17 protein-coding genes are annotated in these 17,625 nt (G+C 68.5%); 14 read left to right on the top strand and 3 right to left on the bottom strand.

Translation table 11 applies throughout. The annotated features are described in order from the left end of the window. Nucleotides 1-11: 11 nt before the first annotated feature. Together GDJ08_RS10070 and GDJ08_RS10065 are read left to right on the top strand one after the other, a co-directional pair. Nucleotides 12-1,139 (top strand): NAD(P)-dependent alcohol dehydrogenase, encoded by a 1,128-nt coding sequence (locus tag GDJ08_RS10070; protein WP_153164801.1) that lies wholly within the window; start codon nt 12-14, stop codon nt 1,137-1,139. Nucleotides 1,140-1,228: 89 nt separating this feature from the next. Continuing rightward, on the top strand, nt 1,229-2,329 hold the full coding sequence (locus GDJ08_RS10065) for a helix-turn-helix domain-containing protein (protein ID WP_136005210.1): 1,101 nt from the start codon (nt 1,229-1,231) through the stop codon (nt 2,327-2,329). Between the two features lie 525 nt (nt 2,330-2,854). On the opposite strand, the gene GDJ08_RS10060 is transcribed toward GDJ08_RS10065, so the two are convergent. Next, on the bottom strand, nt 2,855-3,337 hold the full coding sequence (locus tag GDJ08_RS10060) for a YajQ family cyclic di-GMP-binding protein (protein WP_017356422.1): 483 nt from the start codon (nt 3,335-3,337) through the stop codon (nt 2,855-2,857). 78 nt (nt 3,338-3,415) lie between these two features. Between GDJ08_RS10060 and GDJ08_RS10055 the strand changes: the two genes are divergently transcribed. The 3 genes from GDJ08_RS10055 to GDJ08_RS10045 all read left to right on the top strand — a co-directional run bounded on the left by GDJ08_RS10055 (nt 3,416) and on the right by GDJ08_RS10045 (nt 6,147). Beyond that, the gene (locus GDJ08_RS10055; protein WP_017356421.1) at nt 3,416-4,312 is read left to right on the top strand and encodes a DMT family transporter; all 897 of its coding nucleotides are present in this window, start codon (nt 3,416-3,418) and stop codon (nt 4,310-4,312) included. Nucleotides 4,313-4,453: 141 nt separating this feature from the next. Continuing rightward, nucleotides 4,454-5,461: a methionine ABC transporter ATP-binding protein gene (locus GDJ08_RS10050; protein ID WP_026070826.1), complete on the top strand. Its 1,008-nt coding sequence runs from the start codon at nt 4,454-4,456 to the stop codon at nt 5,459-5,461. Then, nucleotides 5,458-6,147: a methionine ABC transporter permease gene (locus tag GDJ08_RS10045; RefSeq protein ID WP_017356419.1), complete on the top strand. Its 690-nt coding sequence runs from the start codon at nt 5,458-5,460 to the stop codon at nt 6,145-6,147. The genes GDJ08_RS10050 and GDJ08_RS10045 overlap by 4 nt, the downstream gene beginning before the upstream one ends. 719 nt (nt 6,148-6,866) lie before the next feature. Here GDJ08_RS10045 and GDJ08_RS10040 read toward each other — a convergent pair. Next, nucleotides 6,867-7,472, bottom strand: a complete 606-nt coding sequence (locus GDJ08_RS10040) for a lipocalin family protein (RefSeq protein WP_136005205.1) — start codon at nt 7,470-7,472, stop codon at nt 6,867-6,869. 166 nt (nt 7,473-7,638) lie between these two features. Between GDJ08_RS10040 and GDJ08_RS10035 the strand changes: the two genes are divergently transcribed. Then, complete coding sequence (locus GDJ08_RS10035; RefSeq protein ID WP_136005203.1) at nt 7,639-7,947, top strand: hypothetical protein; 309 nt, start codon at nt 7,639-7,641, stop codon at nt 7,945-7,947. A gap of 68 nt (nt 7,948-8,015) precedes the next feature. Continuing rightward, the gene (locus GDJ08_RS10030; RefSeq protein WP_017356667.1) at nt 8,016-10,112 is read left to right on the top strand and encodes a prolyl oligopeptidase family serine peptidase; all 2,097 of its coding nucleotides are present in this window, start codon (nt 8,016-8,018) and stop codon (nt 10,110-10,112) included. A gap of 179 nt (nt 10,113-10,291) precedes the next feature. On the opposite strand, the gene GDJ08_RS10025 is transcribed toward GDJ08_RS10030, so the two are convergent. Then, entirely contained in the window at nt 10,292-11,485 is a 1,194-nt protein-coding gene (locus tag GDJ08_RS10025) for a pyridoxal phosphate-dependent aminotransferase (protein ID WP_153164800.1), read from the bottom strand. 111 nt (nt 11,486-11,596) lie between these two features. Between GDJ08_RS10025 and GDJ08_RS10020 the strand changes: the two genes are divergently transcribed. The 7 genes from GDJ08_RS10020 (at nt 11,597) to hslV (ending at nt 17,594) form a co-directional block, all read left to right on the top strand. Further along, entirely contained in the window at nt 11,597-13,717 is a 2,121-nt protein-coding gene (locus GDJ08_RS10020; protein ID WP_153164799.1) for a S9 family peptidase, read from the top strand. A gap of 60 nt (nt 13,718-13,777) precedes the next feature. After that, a complete protein-coding gene (locus tag GDJ08_RS10015; RefSeq protein WP_017356664.1) occupies nt 13,778-14,209 on the top strand; it encodes a YbaN family protein in 432 nt (143 codons plus the stop codon). Nucleotides 14,210-14,273: 64 nt separating this feature from the next. Further along, entirely contained in the window at nt 14,274-14,522 is a 249-nt protein-coding gene (lptM, locus tag GDJ08_RS10010; RefSeq protein WP_153164798.1) for an LPS translocon maturation chaperone LptM, read from the top strand. Next, the gene (dapF, locus tag GDJ08_RS10005) at nt 14,515-15,366 is read left to right on the top strand and encodes a diaminopimelate epimerase (RefSeq protein WP_153164797.1); all 852 of its coding nucleotides are present in this window, start codon (nt 14,515-14,517) and stop codon (nt 15,364-15,366) included. Before lptM ends, dapF begins: the two co-directional genes overlap by 8 nt. Beyond that, nucleotides 15,363-16,040, top strand: coding sequence for a DUF484 family protein (locus tag GDJ08_RS10000; RefSeq protein WP_136005186.1), 678 nt, complete (start codon nt 15,363-15,365; stop codon nt 16,038-16,040). The genes dapF and GDJ08_RS10000 overlap by 4 nt, the downstream gene beginning before the upstream one ends. A 20-nt stretch (nt 16,041-16,060) precedes the next feature. Further along, nucleotides 16,061-16,951 (top strand): tyrosine recombinase XerC, encoded by an 891-nt coding sequence (gene xerC / locus GDJ08_RS09995; protein ID WP_136005182.1) that lies wholly within the window; start codon nt 16,061-16,063, stop codon nt 16,949-16,951. Nucleotides 16,952-17,042: 91 nt separating this feature from the next. Next, the gene (gene hslV / locus GDJ08_RS09990) at nt 17,043-17,594 is read left to right on the top strand and encodes an ATP-dependent protease subunit HslV (RefSeq protein ID WP_017356659.1); all 552 of its coding nucleotides are present in this window, start codon (nt 17,043-17,045) and stop codon (nt 17,592-17,594) included. Nucleotides 17,595-17,625: the final 31 nt, after the last annotated feature.

Raw genomic sequence — 17,625 nt, 5'->3', positions numbered from 1 at the left:
AGGACAATGTCATGACCGCAACAGCAGAACTGCGCGACATCACCGTGGCCGTGGTGCGCGAAAAAGAACAGCCTTTCACGATCGAGAAGGCGCGCATCCGCGGGCCGCAGGACGACGAGGTGCTGGTCCGCGTGGTCGCCACCGGCCTGTGTCATACCGACCTGATCGTGCGTGACCAGTACTACCCGGTACCGCTGCCGGCCGTGCTCGGCCATGAAGGAGCGGGCGTGGTCGAAGCGCTGGGCCCCGGGGTCAAGGAGCTCAAGGTTGGCGACCACGTGGTGCTGACCTACGGCGCGTGTGGCCACTGCAATCCGTGCAGTGGCGGCCACGGCGCGTACTGCCGCGACTTCTTCGGCCTGAACTTCGGCGGCGGTGCGCTGGATGGCAGCACCGCGATCCAGGATCCCGACGGCAACCCGCTGCACGACCACTTCTTCGCGCAGTCCTCGTTTGCCACCTATGCATTGAGCCGCGAGAACAATGCGATCAAGGTGCCCGACGATGCACCGATCGAACTGCTCGGGCCGCTGGGCTGCGGCATCCAGACCGGTGCCGGCGCGGTGATCAATTCGCTCCGGGTCGGCGCGGGCAGCAGCTTCGCCAGCTTCGGTGCCGGGGCGGTGGGCCTGAGTGCGGTGATGGCCGCGCGCGTTGCCGGCGCGACCACCATCATCGCCATCGATGTGGTGCCTTCGCGGCTGGCGCTGGCCACGGAACTGGGCGCCACCCATGTCATCAACAGCCGCGAGGTGGACGTGGTCGAGGCCGTGCGTGCGATCACCGGCGGTGGCGCCGACTTCGCGCTCGAATCCACCGGCCGTCCCGAGGTGCTCGCGCAGGGCATCGAGGCACTCGGCAGCCTCGGCGTGATCGGGGTGGTGGGCGCGCCCAAGCTGGGCACCAAGGCCGAGTTCGACGTCAACAATCTGCTGCTCGGCGGCCGCAGCATCCGCGGCATCGTGGAGGGCGACAGCGTGCCGAAAGTGTTCATCCCGCAACTGGTGCAGCTGTACCAGCAGGGGCGGTTTCCGTTCGACAGGCTGGTGAGGTTCTATCCCCTGGATCAGATCAATCAGGCCGCCGAAGACAGCACCCGCGGCATCACGCTCAAGCCGATCCTGACCCTCGGTGGATGAAACGGTCCGTCGCGGCCGCCAGGGGCCGCGACGGCGGTGTCAGTCAGCGTGGCGGGTGTACGCTCACGGTCCGGGTAGGAGATCGACCGATGGGCGGCATGCAGCGGGAACAGCAGCAGGCATTGGCGGCGGCGCGCCAGCGCTTCGCAGACGGCGGTGCACTGGCCGGCGCCCTGCTGGCACCGCCGCTCCAGCGTTCCTGGGAGCGCTCGCGGCTGGCAGGCGTACAGCCGCGGCAGGAACCGCATTACGCGCCGCTGGCCCGCCACGCCGGGCGCCTGGATGCCCCGGCCGATCGCCGCCTGGCGCGCTGCGTGCGCGAGGAGCTGGATCGTCTCTGGGCCGCGTTCGGCGGACGGCAGTGGACACTGTTCTGCGTCAATGCCGAGGGCAGGGTGATCGCCCAGCGCGAGCATGGCCTGGCCGACGTGCCGGTCCTGCGGCCCATCCAGGTGGGGCGCCAGCTTCGCGAGTGCGACATCGGCACCACCGCGCCGTCATGCAGCCTGGCCGAGGATGCGCCGGCGCTGGTGCGCGGCAATGAACACTATCTGGACCGCTTTGCCGCCGTGTTCTGTCTGAGCGTGCCGTTGCACGGACTCGACGGCGAAGTGCTGGGCGCGCTGGACATCACCGGGACCGGCGAGCGCGACGCGGAGCTGCTGCATGGTTACTTCCGCCAGGCAGCGTTGTCGGCCGAGAACCGGCTGATGCAGGCACAGCGCGCCTGCCATCTGCTGGCCGTGCAGCACGACGCACGCTGGTTGCATTCGCCGCTGCAGGGGCTGTTGGCCGTACAGGAGGATGGACGGATCCGGGCCGCCAACCGCGTGGCACGGCGTCTGTTCGGGCTGCCCCGGCGCGGCCCGTTGCCGCTGCTGACGCTGGAGGGTCTGTTTGCCGGCGCCAGCGTGCACCAGCGGCGTCGTCTGCTGCAGGCGGGCGCGCCGTACCGGGTACGCCTGGACGAGGACACTGCGGTGCATGTGCAGTACCTGCGCGCGCCGCTGGCGGCACGCGCCAGCCTGCGCGTGGAGGCAGATATCCATCCGGCGGGCGACCGCACGCTGCGCGCCCACAGCATCCAGGCCATGCGCGAGGCGGTGGCGACCCACCACGGCAACGTCAGCGCGGCCGCGCGCCAGTTGGGCGTATCGCGCACCACCCTCTACAAACACCTGCGACCGTAGCGCCGGGGTCTGCCCGGGCGGGGGGCAGGGTGCATGCATCCGGGCGAACGGCAGCCGGGTAGAACCCGGCTCTACGGGGCTCCCGGCGCGCACGGGCGTTGCAGCTTGGCCCGGCGCGCATGGGCGTTGCAGCTTGGCAGCGCCGGGGTCTGCCCGGGCGGGGGGCAGGGCGCATGCATCCGGGCGAACGGCAGCCGGGTAGAACCCGGCTCTACGAGGCTCCCGGCGCGCACGGGCGTTGCAGCTTGGCAGCGCCGGCCTCTGCCCGGGCGGGTGTCAGGGTGCATGCATCCGGGCGAACGGCAGCCGGGTAGAACCCGGCTCTACGGGTCTGCCGGCGCGCACGGGCGTTGCAGCTTGGCAGCGCCGGCCTCTGCCCGGGCGGGTGTCAGGGTGCATGCATCCGGGCGAACGGCAGCCGGGTAGAACCCGGCTCTACGGGGCGCCCGGCGCGCATGGGCGTTGCAGCCTGGCAGCGCCGGGCTCTGCCGGGCGGGTGTCAGGGGCGCGCCCGGCGGCCGGGGATCAGTCGCGGAAGTTGTCGAACTGCAGCGGCACTTCGAAGGTTTCCTTCTTCAGCAGCGCGATGGCGTCCTGCAGGTCGTCGCGCTTCTTGCCGTTGACGCGCAGCTTGTCGCCATTGATCTGGCTGTCGACCTTGAGCTTGGCTTCCTTGAGCTTGGCCGCGATCTGCTTGGCCACCTTCTGCTCGATGCCCTGCTTGACGGTGATCTTCTGGCGCGCGCCGGCCAGGTTGGTTTCGATGTCGCCGAACTCCAGGCAGCGGGTGTCGATGCTGCGGGCGATCAGGCGTGCGCGCAGGATGTCGGTCATCTGCTGGAGCTGGAAGTCGCTGGGAGCCGACTGGCTGATCACGCTGTCTTCGAGCACGAACTTCGCGTCCACGCCCTTGAAATCGAAGCGGGTGGACAGCTCGCGGTTGGCCTGGTCGACCGCGTTGGTCAGCTCGTGGGTGTTGACTTCGGACACAACGTCGAAGGAGGGCATGGGAATACTCCAGCAGGTGAAGCCCCCATTCTAACCAACCGGACGTGGACGGCCCGGCCGTGGCGGCGATAATGGGCCATGAACATGCAACGCTCTCCCTCCCGCGCGGTCGCCTGGATGCTCCTGGCGGTCGCCTGTTTCTCGCTGATGGATGCGGGCATGAAGCAGCTCTCGGCCAGCTATCCGACCCTGCAGGTGACTTTCCTGCGCGGTGCCGCCTCGCTGCCGTTCGTGCTGGTCTGGGTGCTGGTCACGGCCGGTCCGCGCTCTCTGGTGCCGGTGCGCTGGGGCCTGCACCTGCTGCGCGGCCTGCTGGGCATGGCCATGATCGGCTGCTTCGTGTTCGCCCTGCGCAGCCTGCCGCTGTCCACCGCCTACACCATCTATTTCGTCGCGCCGCTGCTGATTGCCGCGCTGTCGGTGCCGCTGTTGGGCGAGCACGTTGGCCCGCGCCGCTGGATCGCCATCGGCATCGGCCTGGTCGGCGTGCTGGTGGTACTGCGGCCGGGCGGGGATGGCTTCATCTCGATCCCCGGGTTGATGGTGCTGCTGGCAGCGACCGCCTACGCCGTGGCCGCGATCACGGTCAGCATGCTGACCCGCACCGACACCCCGCAATCGATGGTGGTCTGGTTCCTGGTGATCATGGCGGTGGGCGCCGGCCTGCTGGCGCTGCCGGACTGGCAGCCGCTGCAGTGGGGGCATGCGGCCCTGATCGGCGGCATGGGCCTGGCCGGGGCCGCCGGGCAGGTTGCGCTGACCCGCGCTTTCCAGCTCGGCGAAGCGTCGCTGATCGCCCCGCTGGAGTACACCGGACTGGTCTGGGTGATCGGCTGGGATCTGCTGTTCTGGAGCGTGCTGCCCGACCAGGTGACCTGGCTGGGCGCGGCGATCATCGTCGCCTCGGGCCTGTACCTGCTGCACCGCGAGCGGGTCCGCCAGGTCCAGCCGCCGGCGCCGCTGGACCACCCCTGACCGGCCCGGGCGCCTGTGGCGCCCGATCACGCCGGCTTAGAACCAAACGGAATATCATTCCGCGCATCCGCACGGGCGAGGGCCGTCCCGCGCTGGTAGGCTGCACGCCCCCTCCCGTCGATGCCCCGGTTGACCGCGAACGTGATCGAGTTCCAGCGCCTGCACAAATCCTATGCCGTCGGCGGCCGCGCGATCGCCGCGCTGCAGCCGCTGGACCTGACCATCGAGGCCGGCGAGGTGTTCGGCATCATCGGGCACTCCGGTGCGGGCAAATCGACCCTGATCCGGCTGATCAACCGCCTGGAGGAGCCCACCGGTGGGCGCCTGCTGATCAATGGTGAAGACGTCACCGCGCTGGACGCCGATGGCCTGCGCACGCTGCGCCGGCGCATCGGCATGATCTTCCAGCACTTCAACCTGCTGTCCTCGCGCACGGTGGCGGCCAATGTCGCCTTCCCGCTGGAGCTGGCCGGCACGCCGCGGGCGGAGATCGATGCGCGGGTTGATGAGCTGCTGCACACGGTGGGCCTGGAGGCGCACGCCACCAAGTACCCGGCGCAGTTGTCCGGCGGCCAGAAGCAGCGCGTCGGCATCGCCCGCGCGCTCGCCACGCGCCCGCAGATCCTGCTGTGCGACGAGGCCACCAGTGCGCTGGACCCGCAGACCACCGCGTCCGTGCTGAAGCTGCTGGGCAGGATCAACCGCGAACTGGGCCTGACCATCGTACTGATCACGCACGAGATGGATGTGATCCGCCGCGTCTGCGACCGCGTGGCCGTGCTCGATGCCGGCGCACTGGTTGAAACCGGGCCGGTCACCGAGGTCTTCCTGCACCCGCAGCACCCGACCACACGCCGCTTCGTGACCGAATCGGAGCAGGTGGACGAGGGCGAGCTGCACAAGGATTTCGACGCGGTCGCCGGGCGCATCGTCCGCCTGACCTTCCTCGGCGCGGACACTTACGAGCCATTGCTCGGGCGCATCGCGCGCGACACCGGCGTGGACTACAACATCCTGTCCGGCCGCATCGACCGGATCAAGGACACCCCTTATGGCCAGCTGACGGTGTCGCTGGTCGGAGGCGACGTACAGGCCGCGCAGGCGGGCTTTGTCGCTGCCGGTGTCCACCTTGAGGAGCTGCGCCGATGATGTTCGCCACCGCCGGCGGATTCTTCCGCCATCTCGATGCCGGAAAGTGGGCCGACATCGGCCAGGCGACCGTCGATACCCTGCTGATGCTGGGCGGCTCGCTGCCGCTGACGCTGGCGATCGGCCTGCCTCTGGGTGTCCTCCTGTTCCTGACCGGCTCGCCGCAGCTGCACCGCAAGCCGGTGGTGTATGGCGCGCTGGCGCTGCTGGTGAACCTGCTGCGCTCGGTGCCCTTCATCATCCTGATGATCGTGCTGATTCCGCTCACGCTGTGGATGATGGGCACATCGCTGGGGGTGCGCGGTGCCATCGTGCCGCTGGTGATCGGCGCGGCGCCGTTCTACGCGCGTCTGGTCGAAACCGCGCTGCGTGAAGTGGATCGCGGCGTGATCGAAGCCACCCAGGCGATGGGTGCGACCACGTGGCAGCTGGTGACGCGGGTGTTGTTGCCCGAAGCACGGCCCGGTCTGATTGCCGGTGCGACGGTCACCGTCATCGCCCTGATCGGCTTCACCGCGATGGGCGGTGCGATCGGTTCCGGCGGCCTGGGCGACCTCGCCTTCCGCGACGGCTACCAGCGCTCGCACACCGATGTGGCCCTGGTCACCGTGGTGCTGCTGCTGATCCTGGTCCAGGTGCTGCAGATGCTCGGCGATCGCCTCGTCGCGCATTACAGCCGCCGATAACGCCATCCCGGCGCCATAGACCCGTCGCGGTCATGCGTACGTAGAGCCGCCCTCTGGTCGGCTGCTCTCCGATCCGGTGCCGATATCCCCGCGCTGCGCGCGACAGCCGACGTAGAGCCGCCCTCTGGTCGGCTGCTCTCCGATCCGATGCCGATACTCCCGCGCTGTGCGCGACAGCCGACGTAGAGCCGCCCTCTGGTCGGCTGCTCTCCGATCCGGTGCCGATACTCCCGCGCTGCGCGCGACAGCCGATGTAGAGCCGCCCCCTGGTCGGCTGCTCTCCGTTCCGATGCCGATACCCCGCGCTGCGCGCGATAGCCGACCAGAGGTCGGCTCTACGGGTGCGGTGCAGATATCCCCGCGCTGCGCGCGACAGCCGATGTAGAGCCGCCCTCTGGTCGGCTGCTTTCCGATCCGATGCCGATACCCCCGCGCTGTGCGCGACAGCCGACGTAGAGCCGCCCTCTGGTCGGCTGCTCTCCGATCCGATGCCGATACCCCCGCGCTGCGCGCGATAGCCGACCAGAGGTCGGCTCTACGGGTGCGATGCCGATACCCCGCGCTGTGCGCTACAGCCGACCAGAGGTCGGCTCTACGGTGCGATGCCGATACCCCGCGCTGTGCGCTACAGCCGACCAGAGGTCGGCTCTACGGGTGCGATGCCGATACCCCGCGTTGCGCGCGACAGCCGACCAGCGGTCGGCGATACGGGTTCACGCTCAGCGGACGTTCGGGACTTCGTAGCCCAGGCGGTCCACCTGTTCGCGGTGCTGCGGCACGCGCTTAAGCTTGTCGGTGTTGACGCCGTACTCGTCACGCAGGCGCGTGGCCAGCTCTTTGTACAGGTCCTTGTCCATGTCCGGCTGGCGCGCGAAGATCCACGCCATTTCACGGCCTGGATAGCCCACCAGCGCCCACGAATAGTCCGGTGCCACTTCCAGCACGCGGGTGTGGGTGGGCACGATCTTGTAGAACCAGGTACGCCAATTGTGGTTGCCGCTGTCCTCGTCCACCGACGCGCGCACCGTGAGTTCTTCCTGCGGTTCGGAGAAACCGTTGCGGTAGCGATAGGTGATGGCGACCTTCTGGTCGCCGCGCAGGCGGTACTCGTTGACGCTGGCCACATGGCCGCGCTCGACCGGATTCGGAACGCGTCCGATCACATACCAGGTGCCCATGAAACGCTGCAGATCGATCGCCGGACCTGCACGCTCGGCCGTCGTCGGCGCCGGCGACGGCTTGGCCTCATGGCGGAAGGCGCAGGCCGGCAACAGCGACAGCGTGGACAGCAACAGGACAGCGCGAAGCGGGCGGTTCACAGACATGCGGCGGGTGGCTCCAGGGGCTGGCAGGGGCATGGTGGGTGGGACGGCGAAGAACGTCAATGGTGGCGCACCGGCGGCGTGACCGGTTCACGCTGCGGCACGAGGTCGCAGCCGGTGAGATGGTGGCACGGCAAGGTGACGCCTCACTTTCGCATGGAGCGGTGTCATGTCCCTGTCTTCTTCGCATCGTTCGTCCCGTTCCGCCGAGCTACCCGACCCGCGGGTGTTGCGTTGCGTCAGGCAGGCGGCCCTTGCCGGGCTGGCGCTGGTGCTGGTCTGGCCGGCGGCACGCGGTTACAGCAGCTGGTTGGGATGGGGGCCGTTGTGGCTGGTCGGGATGCCCTGGCTGGCCTGGTGGGCGCTGTACCGCTTCCGGCTGCCGTTGCGCTGGTGGGCCCAGCGCCGGGCCGGCGCCCGCCGGCGCGCACCGCAGGCCCGCCGGCGTCGGCCGGCGCGGCGCCTGCGCGCGGCCTGACCTTCGACACGGGAGGGGCAGCGGTCGCCTGTGGTAGCGTCCGGGGTCTATGACTGCCTGGAGCTGCAATGTCCCGAATCGCTTCCGCCTGCCTGATGGCAGGCTTGATGTCCGCCGCCACGGCCGCCACCGCCGTGGCCGCTGAAACGCCGGCCGATCCGTACGCGTGGCTGGAGGACGTGACCGGCGACAAGCCGCTGTCCTGGGTCAAGGAACAGAACGCCAAGTCCGAGGGACGCCTGGCGCAGACCCCGGCCTTCAAGGCGATGGAAGCGAGCATCCGCGAGGTGCTCGATTCGGACGCCAAGATTCCCGGCGTGCAGAAGATCGGCGACTACTACTACAACTTCTGGAAGGACAAGCAGCACGAGCGCGGCGTGTGGCGCCGCACTACGCTGGAGGAGTACCGCAAGGCCTCGCCGCGCTGGGAAACCGTGTTGGATCTGGATGCACTGAACAAGGCCGAAGGCGAGAACTGGGTCTGGCACGGCGCCGACTGCCTGCGCCCGGACTACGCCCGCTGCCTTGTCGCGCTCTCGCGCGGTGGCGCCGATGCCGACGTCACCCGTGAGTTCGACCTAGCCAACAAGACCTGGATCAAGGACGGTTTCTTCCGTCCCGAGTCCAAGGGCGGCCTGAACTGGATCGATCGTGACACCGTGTTCGTCTACACCGACTTCGGCGCCGGCACGATGACCACCTCGGGTTATCCGCGCGTGGCCAAGCTGTGGAAGCGCGGTACGCCGATGACCTCGGCCAGCGTGGTGTACGAAGGCAAGCCGGATGACATGTACATTTCGGCGATGCACGACGACACCCCGGGATACGAGCGCAACCTGGTCAGCCGTACGCTGGCCTTCTACAACAACGAGCTCTACCTGCGCGCCAACGACGGCACGCTGACCCGGATCGACGCGCCCAACTCGGCCGAGAAGGGCCTGCGCAAGCAGTGGCTGACCCTGGAACTGCGCGAGCCGTGGACCGTAGGCGGCAAGACCTACGCAGCCGGTTCGCTGCTGGCCACCAAGCTGGACGATTACCTGGCCGGCAAGCGTGAGTTCGAGGTGCTGTTCGCGCCGACCGAGACCACCTCGCTGGCAGGCGCCAGCTGGACCCGCTCGCACCTGGTCCTCAACGTGCTCGACGACGTGAAGAGCCGCCTGAGCGTGCTGACCCCGACCGACAGCGGCTGGAAGAAGAGCGCGTTCACCGGGGCGCCTTCATTCGGCACCGTGGCCGTGAGTGCGGTCGATGCCGACGAAAGCGACGCGGTGTGGATGACCGTCACCGACTACCTGACCCCGACCACGCTGGCCCTGGCCGAGATCGGCAAGCAGCCGGAAGTGCTCAAGACCATGCCGGCGTTCTTCAATGCCGACGGCAAGGTGATCGAGCAGCACTTCGCCACCAGCAAGGACGGTACCCGTGTGCCGTACTTCGTCGTGCATGGCAAGGACATGAAGCTGGACGGGTCCAACCCGACGCTGCTGTACGGCTACGGCGGCTTTGAAATCTCGCTGACCCCGTCGTACTCCGGTGCGATGGGCCGTGCATGGCTGGACAAGGGCGGCGTGTACGTGGTCGCCAACATCCGCGGCGGTGGCGAGTATGGCCCGCGCTGGCACCAGGCGGCGCTCAAGCAGAACCGTCACAAGGCATACGAAGACATGGCCGCGGTCGCCCGCGACCTGGTCAGCCGCAAGATCACCTCGGCCAAGCACCTGGGCGTGCAGGGCGGCAGCAACGGTGGCCTGCTCACCGGCAACATGCTGACCCAGTACCCCGAGCTGTTCGGTGCCGTGGTCGTGCAGGTTCCGCTGCTGGACATGAAGCGCTACAACCACCTGCTGGCCGGTGCGTCCTGGATGGCTGAATACGGCAACCCGGACACGGCCGACTGGTCGTTCATCAAGACCTTCTCGCCGTACCACCTGTTCGACGCCAGCAAGACCTACCCGCCGGTGCTGTTCACCACCTCCACCCGCGACGACCGCGTCCATCCGGCCCATGCCCGCAAGATGGCGGCCAAGATGATCGAGGCCGGCAAGGACGTGACCTACTACGAGAACATCGAGGGCGGACACGGCGGTGCGGCCAACAACGCGCAGGCCGCGCACATGTCGGCACTGGCCTACAGCTTCCTCTGGGAGCAGCTGAGCAAGTAAGGTCGGGTATGCTCGACGGCCAGGGGCGGTCGAGCATCCCGCGGGGCATCGGCCCGATGCGGACCCATCGCCCCGTGAACTCCGGGTGGTGGGGCGTCAGGTTGGCTCCACCCCAGCTTCAGCGCCACGCAGCGATGCGTGGCGTTTTTTTTGGAGTCGTTCCGCGCCGCGCGGCGGGGTCAACGCACCCACGTTTCCAGGCCGCGGCGGATACGCGCCACGGCTTCTTCCAGCCGCGGCACCTGCTGGGTGTACGCCAGCCGCACGTGCTGGCTGGCCCGGTGGTGACCGAAATCCAGACCCGGGGTGAACGCTACGTGCTGGGTCTCCAGGAAATGCGCGCAGAACGCCTGCGCGTCATCGGTGAAGGCGCTCACATCGCAGTACAGGTAGAACGCGCCTTCCGGCTCGACGTCGATGCGGAAGCCGAGCGCGCGCAGCGCCGGCAGCAGGTAGTCGCGGCGTTCGCGGAAGGCGGCGCGGCGCTGTTCGAAGATGGCCAGGGCCTCCGGTTCGAAGCAGGCCAGCGCGGCGTGCTGGGCGATGCTGGACGCGCTGATGTACAGGTTCTGCGCCAGCTTTTCCAGGTCGGGTACGGCCTTCGGGGGGGCCACCAGCCAGCCGAGACGCCAGCCGGTCATGCCGAAATACTTGGAGAAGCTGTTCAGCACGAACGCATCGTCGTCCACCTGCAGCACGCTCTGCGCGTCCATGCCGTAGGTCAGGCCGTGGTAGATCTCATCGACCACCAGGTGACCGCCACGCGCCTTCAGCGCCTGCGACAGCGCCGCCAGGTCCGCGGCCGACAGCACCGTGCCGGTGGGATTGGCCGGCGAGGCCACCAGCGCGCCGACGCTGTCCGCGTTCCAGTGCTGTTCCACCAGGGACGGCGTCAGCTGGTAGGCGGTCTCCGGCCCGACCGGCACCAGCTGCGCGGCCCCTTCGACCAGGCGCAGGAAATGCCGGTTGCACGGATAGCCCGGGTCGGCCAGCAGCCAATGCCGGCCTGGATCGACCAGCAGGCTGCTGGCCAGCAGCAGCGCGCCGGAACCGCCGGGGGTGATCAGGATCCGCTCGGGATCGACCTGCACCTGGTAGCGGTCCCGGTAGAAACCGGCGATGGCCTGGCGCAGGGCCGGCAGGCCGCGCGCGGCGGTGTACCGGGTATGCCCGGCCGCCAGGGCCGCCTGGCCGGCCTGCACGATCGGGGCGGCGGTAGTGAAGTCCGGCTCGCCGATCTCCAGGTGGATGACGTCGTGGCCGGCCTGTTCCAGCGCCTGCGCGCGGGCCAGCAGCGACATGACGTGGAAGGGGGCGATGTCCTGGCTGCGGCGGCTGTAGCCGGCCGCGGAGGGAGTGGGGGGCGTGATCATGTCCCGATGATAGGCGCAGTGACCAACGACACGCTTGCCGCCGGCCCAACGACCGCCGCAGACTGCATGGACACGGACGCCATTGCATTCCCCCGCCAGGAGCCTTATCTCGTGAAACCCGTCCTTTGTTTACTGGTTGCCAGCCTGATGACCACTTCCGCGCATGCCGCTCCCGCGCCCACCGCGCCTGATGCCGAAAAGCACCCGCATACGGTCAAGGCCCCGTTCGGCGCCACCCGCAGCGACGATTACTACTGGCTGCGCGACGACAAGCGCGAGAACCCGGCGATGCTGGCGTACCTGAACGCGGAAAATGCGTACACCGATACGGTGATGGCGCCGCTCAAGCCGCTGGAGGACACCCTCTACAAGGAGATCGTGGCGCGCATCAAGCAGGACGATGCCAGCGTGCCCGCGCGCGAGCGCGGCTACTGGTACTACACCCGCTTCGAGACCGGCAAGGATTACCCGATCCAGGCCCGGCGCAAGGGCAGCATGGAATCGCCCGAAGAGATCCTGCTGGACATCAACGCGATGGCTGCCGGCAAGGGCTACTTCAGCGTCGGCGATATGGATGTCAGCCAGGACAACCACCTGCTGGCCTGGGCCGAGGACGACGTCGGCCGCCGCCAGTACGTGATCCGCTTCAAGGACCTGCGCACCGGTGAGGTGCTGCCGGACCGGATCGAGAACGTGTCGCCGAACGTGGTCTGGGCCGATGACAACCGCACCCTGTTCTACGTCGAGAACGATCCGGAAACGCTGCTCACGGTGCGGGTGAAGAAGCACGTGCTGGGCACGCCGGTCGCCAGCGACGTGCTGGTCTACGAAGAGAAGGACGACAGCTTCTACATGGGCGTCGGCCGCAGCCGCGACGACCGGTTCCTGACCATCGACCTGCACAGCACGGTCAGTTCGGAAACGCGCTACGCGCCGGCCGCCGATCCGCAGGCCTTCACCGTGCTCGCCCCGCGGGCGCGCGACGTCGAGTACGACGCCGACCACTTCAATGGCCGCTGGGTGATCCGTACCAATGACGCCGGTGCGACCAACTTCAAGATCGTCACCGCGCCCTCGGATGCCACCACACGCAGCCAGTGGAAGGACTGGGTGGCGCACGACGAGGCGGTGCTGATCGAAGGCGTCGAGCTGTTCGACGGATACAGCGCCATCGCCGAGCGCTCCAACGGGCTGGAGCGCATCCGCCTGCTGTTCGCCGACGGTCGCCAGGAGTACGTCAAGGCCGATGAACCGGCCTACTCAATGGGTCTGGCCGCCAATCCGGAACACGACACCCCGTGGCTGCGCTACGCCTACACCTCGCTGACCACGCCCACCACCACCTATGAACTGAACACCGTCACCGGCGAACGCCGCCAGCTCAAGCAGCAGCCGGTGATCGGCTACGACCCGGCCAACTACACCACCGAGCGGGTGTGGGTCACCGCCCGCGATGGCGTCAAGGTGCCGGTCTCGCTGGTGTACCGCAATGGCTTCAGGAAGGACGGCACCGGTGCGCTGTACCAGTACGCGTACGGCAGCTACGGCATGTCGATGGACCCGGGCTTCAATCAGACCGTGGTCAGCCTGCTCGACCGCGGCGTGGTCTATGCCATCGCGCACATCCGCGGTGGCCAGGAAATGGGCCGGGCCTGGTACGAGAACGGCAAGCTGCTGCACAAGCAGAACACCTTCAACGACTTCGTCGATGTCACCCGCGAGCTGGTCCGCCAGGGCTACGCCGCCAAGGACCGCGTGGCCGCGTCCGGCGGCAGCGCCGGTGGTCTGCTGATGGGGGCGGTGGCCAACCAGGCACCGCAGGACTACCGCGTGATGGTGGCGCAGGTGCCGTTCGTGGACGTGGTCACCACCATGCTCGATGCCAGCATCCCATTGACCACCAACGAGTACGACGAGTGGGGCAATCCCGAGCAGCGCGAGTACTACGACTACATGCTCACCTACTCGCCGTATGACAACGTGCGCCGGCAGGCGTACCCGGCGTTGTTTGTCGGCACCGGGCTGTGGGATTCGCAGGTGCAGTACTGGGAGCCGGCCAAGTGGGTGGCCAAGCTGCGCGACGACAACACCGGCACCCATCCGATCGTGTTCCGTACCAACATGGAAGCCGGCCACGGTGGCAAGTCCGGGCGCTTCCAGCGCTACCACGAGCTGGCCGAGTCCTACGCCTTCGTGCTGGATCAGCTCGGCGTCACGCCCGCAACGAACTGATCCACGGCCAGGCGGAAGGCGACCATCGCGGTCGCCTTCCCGGCTCGTTATGCTGGCTGCATGAGCCTGCCAGAACGCCCTGACGTTGCCGATGCCGCACCCGCACCCGTGCGGCGGCCGGTACGTTTCCGCTGGGCGTGGTGGCTGCTGGCGTATGTCAGCCTGGGTACCGGCATCGTCGGCATCTTCGTGCCGGGCCTGCCGACCACCGTGTTCATCCTCATTTCGGCCTGGGCCGCCTCGCGCGGCTCCGAGCGCCTGCACAACCGGTTGATGCAGCATCCGCGGTTCGGTCCGGCCATACGCAACTGGCAGGCGCACGGCGCGGTCAGCCGTTACGCGAAGTGGATGGCCACGCTGACCATGACGGTCTGCGCCGGGATCATGCTGTGGTGCGTGCCCATCGCCTGGGTCAAATGGCTGTCGATCGGCTGCATGACCGCCGTCGCGCTGTGGCTGTGGAGCCGGCCGCTGCCGCCGCGGTCATCCTGAGGCGTTGCTGAGGTGGCCGGCCAGCGGTCGGCACTACCGTGGAGGGCATGGCTATACTTGGGGCATGAAGACATCCCCCCGTACCCTCATCTCCCTGACGCTGGCCGCCTCGGCGCTGCTGGTGCTGTCGGCCTGTGGCAACAAGGGCCCTCTGGTCATGCCGCAGAAGCCTGTTCCGGTCGAAGAAGTGGTCGAGCCGGCCGCCGAACCGGCCGCCACCCCGCCGGCGTCCGATGCCGACGTCGGTGCCACCCCGGTCGCGCCCGATCCGGTCGACGCGCCGGCACTCAAGGCCGATGACGGGAATGAATAAGGCGGCACCCCGGGCACTGCGCTTCAGCAAGATGCACGGTGCCGGCAACGACTTCATCGTGCTGGATCTGCGCGACGGCAGCCCGCCGCCGGATCCGGCGCTGGCGGCCCGCCTGGCCGATCGCCATACCGGCGTCGGTTGCGACCAGATCCTGACCATCGAGCCGCCCAGGGCCGACGGATCGGTCGCCTCGTACCGGATCTGGAACGCCGACGGCTCCAGTTCACAGCAGTGCGGCAACGGCGCGCGCTGCGTGGCGGCCTGGCTGGTCCGCGACGGTGCCGCCAGCGGCGATGCCTTTGCGATCGACAGCCCGGTCACCACCCACGCGGTGGAGCGCCTGGGCGAGCATGAGTACGCCGTGGCAATGGGCGTGCCGCGCTTCGAGCCCGACCAGGTCCCGTTGATCGGTTTCGCACACGCCCGCGAGGAGTATCTGCTGCCGCTGCAGGGGGACACCGTGCGCTTCGGCGCGGTCTCGATGGGCAATCCGCACGCCGTGATTGAAGTCGGGCTGGTGGATGCAGCACCGGTCGAGCGCCTCGGCCCGCTGCTGCAGCAGCACGCCACCTTCCCGCAGTCGGTGAACGTCGGCTTCGTGCAGGTCATGGACCCACGCCACGCCCGCCTGCGCGTCTACGAGCGCGGCGTTGGCGAGACCCTGGCGTGCGGTAGCGGTGCCTGTGCGGCGGCGGTGGTGATGATGCACCGCGGCCGGCTGGAACGTGACGCCATCATGTCGCTGCCCGGTGGCGACCTGCGCATCCGCTGGCCGGACCCGACCGCCCAGATCGTGATGTCCGGGCCGGCTGCCTTCGTCTTCGAGGGGGAATGGAACGCATGAGCGAGACCGTCGAGAAAATCGGAGCGCACGAAGTCGCCGCCTGGCTGCGGCGTCACCCGACCTTCCTGAAGCAGTTCCCGGACCTGGCCCTGACCCTGGTGGTGCCGCGCGATGACGGCCCGACCGCGTCGCTGGCCAGCTACCAGCTGGAGGTGCTGCGCGACAAGAACCGCGAGCTGCAGCGTCGGCTGGCCGACCTGGCCGCCAACGCGCAGATCAACGAGCGCCTGGCCGTGCGCACGCACCAGCTCACCTTGGCGCTGATGAAGCAGTCCAGCGCCGGTGACACGCTGCGCGCGATGGCGGCCTCGCTGGAAGAGGATTTCGCCGGCGACCTGGTCCGCCTGGTGCTGCTGAAGCCGGTCGCCGGACTGGAACAGGCGCCGTGGTTGCAGGTGGTGGCCGCCGACAGCCCGGCGCTGTCGTCGTTCCGCGATTGCCTTGGCGACGGCGAGCCCATCTGCGGGCGGCTGCAGCCGGAAAAGAACGCGCTGCTGTACGGCGACCGCGTGGATGATGTGCAGTCCAGCGCGCTGCTGCCGCTGCCGGGCGTGGGCCTGATCGCGGTCGGCAGCCGCGACGGCAACCGCTTCTATCCCGGCATGGGCACGCTGTTCCTGCGCATGATGGGGGAAGCGCTGGTGGTCGCGCTGGCGCGCTTCGACCCGGCCTGACCCGCCACGGCGCCGTGCCCATGACCGCCGTCGCCGCGTTTCTCGCCCACCTGCAGGTGGAGCGCCGCATGTCGGCGCACACGCTGGATGCCTACCGCCGTGACCTGGAGGCGGTATCGGCATGGGCGCAGGCGCAGGGCGCGGCGATCGAGACCCTGGACAGCGAGCAGCTGCGCCAGTTCATCGCTGCCGAGCACCGTCGCGGCCTGTCGCCGACCTCACTGCAGCGCCGGCTGTCGGCTTGCCGCAGTTTCTATGGCTGGCTGCTGCGGCACCGTCGCATCGAGGTCAGCCCTGCCGCCACCCTGAAGGCGCCCAAGGCGCCACGCAAACTGCCACAGGTGCTGGACGCCGACGAAGCGGTGCGTCTGGTCGAACTGCCGACCGATGCGCCCCTCGGCATGCGCGATCGCGCACTGCTGGAATTGTTCTATTCCTCGGGCCTGCGCCTGAGCGAGCTGTGCGCGCTGATCTGGCGCGACCTGGATTTCGCGACCGGCCTGGTCAACGTGCTGGGCAAGGGCAACCGCCAGCGACGCGTCCCGTTCGGTTCGCACGCACGCGCTGCCCTGCAGGCGTGGCACGCCGAATGTGGTGGCGCTGCCGACGCACCGGTGTTTCCGGGGCGCAACGGCGGTCCGATCACCCAGCGTGCGGTGCAGATCCGCATCCGCCAGCTCGCCCAGCGCCAAGGCCTGTTCAAGCACGTGCATCCGCACATGCTGCGGCACAGCTTTGCCAGCCACATTCTGGAATCGTCCGGTGACCTGCGCGGCGTGCAGGAGCTGCTTGGCCATGCCGATATCGCCACGACGCAGATCTACACCCATCTGGATTTCCAGCACCTGGCCAAGGTCTATGACGCGGCCCACCCGCGCGCGAAACGGCGGCGAAGCAGCAACGAAAGCTGAATCGATCCGGTGCGTCAGCGGGGCGCAGGGCAGGGTGGCTTGAAGCCCGGGGCAACGACCCCACCTCAGTCTCTGTCACCCCGGAGGCCACATGGACCCCAGTCAGAACCCCAACGTTTTTCACGCCACCACCATCATTTCGGTGCGCCGCAACGGTCACGTCGCCGTCGCCGGCGATGGCCAGGTCACGCTCGGCCACACGGTGATGAAGGGCAACGCCCGCAAGGTGCGCCGTCTGGGCCGTGAGGGCCAGGTACTGGCCGGTTTCGCCGGTGCCGCCGCCGATGCCTTCACCCTGTTCGAGCTGTTCGAAGCCAAGCTGGAAAAACACGGGCAGCTGCAGCGCGCCGCCGTCGAGCTGGCCAAGGATTGGCGCACCGAGCGCCGCCTTGGCAAGCTGGAGGCCCTGCTCGCGGTAGCCGACAAGGACACCTCGCTGATCATCAGCGGCACCGGTGACGTGATCGAGCCGGAGGACGGCATCATCGCCATCGGCTCGGGCGGCTCCTACGCGTTGTCGGCCGCGCGCGCGCTGCTGGCGCACACCGAACTGGACGCCCGCACCATCGCCACCGAATCGATCAACATCGCCGGCGACATCTGTATCTACACCAATCGCAATGTGGTGGTTGAAGAGCTGTAACGGAGCGCCGGCCAGCGGCCGGCACTGCCAC

It is taken from the genome of Stenotrophomonas nematodicola, from assembly GCF_009467805.1.
In the GTDB taxonomy this organism is placed as follows: domain Bacteria; phylum Pseudomonadota; class Gammaproteobacteria; order Xanthomonadales; family Xanthomonadaceae; genus Stenotrophomonas; species Stenotrophomonas nematodicola.
The sequence above is the reverse complement of the archived record's forward strand: the minus strand, read 5'-3'. Positions and strand labels throughout refer to the sequence as shown.

Coding starts and splice junctions, on each gene's coding strand:
- GDJ08_RS10070 (WP_153164801.1), top strand. CDS start 12: ATGACCGCAACAGCAGAACTGCGCGACATCACCGTGGCCGTGGTGCGC.
- GDJ08_RS10065 (WP_136005210.1), top strand. CDS start 1,229: ATGGGCGGCATGCAGCGGGAACAGCAGCAGGCATTGGCGGCGGCGCGC.
- GDJ08_RS10060 (WP_017356422.1), bottom strand. CDS start 3,337: ATGCCCTCCTTCGACGTTGTGTCCGAAGTCAACACCCACGAGCTGACC.
- GDJ08_RS10055 (WP_017356421.1), top strand. CDS start 3,416: ATGAACATGCAACGCTCTCCCTCCCGCGCGGTCGCCTGGATGCTCCTG.
- GDJ08_RS10045 (WP_017356419.1), top strand. CDS start 5,458: ATGATGTTCGCCACCGCCGGCGGATTCTTCCGCCATCTCGATGCCGGA.
- GDJ08_RS10040 (WP_136005205.1), bottom strand. CDS start 7,472: ATGTCTGTGAACCGCCCGCTTCGCGCTGTCCTGTTGCTGTCCACGCTG.
- GDJ08_RS10035 (WP_136005203.1), top strand. CDS start 7,639: ATGTCCCTGTCTTCTTCGCATCGTTCGTCCCGTTCCGCCGAGCTACCC.
- GDJ08_RS10030 (WP_017356667.1), top strand. CDS start 8,016: ATGTCCCGAATCGCTTCCGCCTGCCTGATGGCAGGCTTGATGTCCGCC.
- GDJ08_RS10025 (WP_153164800.1), bottom strand. CDS start 11,485: ATGATCACGCCCCCCACTCCCTCCGCGGCCGGCTACAGCCGCCGCAGC.
- GDJ08_RS10015 (WP_017356664.1), top strand. CDS start 13,778: ATGAGCCTGCCAGAACGCCCTGACGTTGCCGATGCCGCACCCGCACCC.
- lptM (WP_153164798.1), top strand. CDS start 14,274: ATGAAGACATCCCCCCGTACCCTCATCTCCCTGACGCTGGCCGCCTCG.
- dapF (WP_153164797.1), top strand. CDS start 14,515: ATGAATAAGGCGGCACCCCGGGCACTGCGCTTCAGCAAGATGCACGGT.
- GDJ08_RS10000 (WP_136005186.1), top strand. CDS start 15,363: ATGAGCGAGACCGTCGAGAAAATCGGAGCGCACGAAGTCGCCGCCTGG.
- xerC (WP_136005182.1), top strand. CDS start 16,061: ATGACCGCCGTCGCCGCGTTTCTCGCCCACCTGCAGGTGGAGCGCCGC.
- hslV (WP_017356659.1), top strand. CDS start 17,043: ATGGACCCCAGTCAGAACCCCAACGTTTTTCACGCCACCACCATCATT.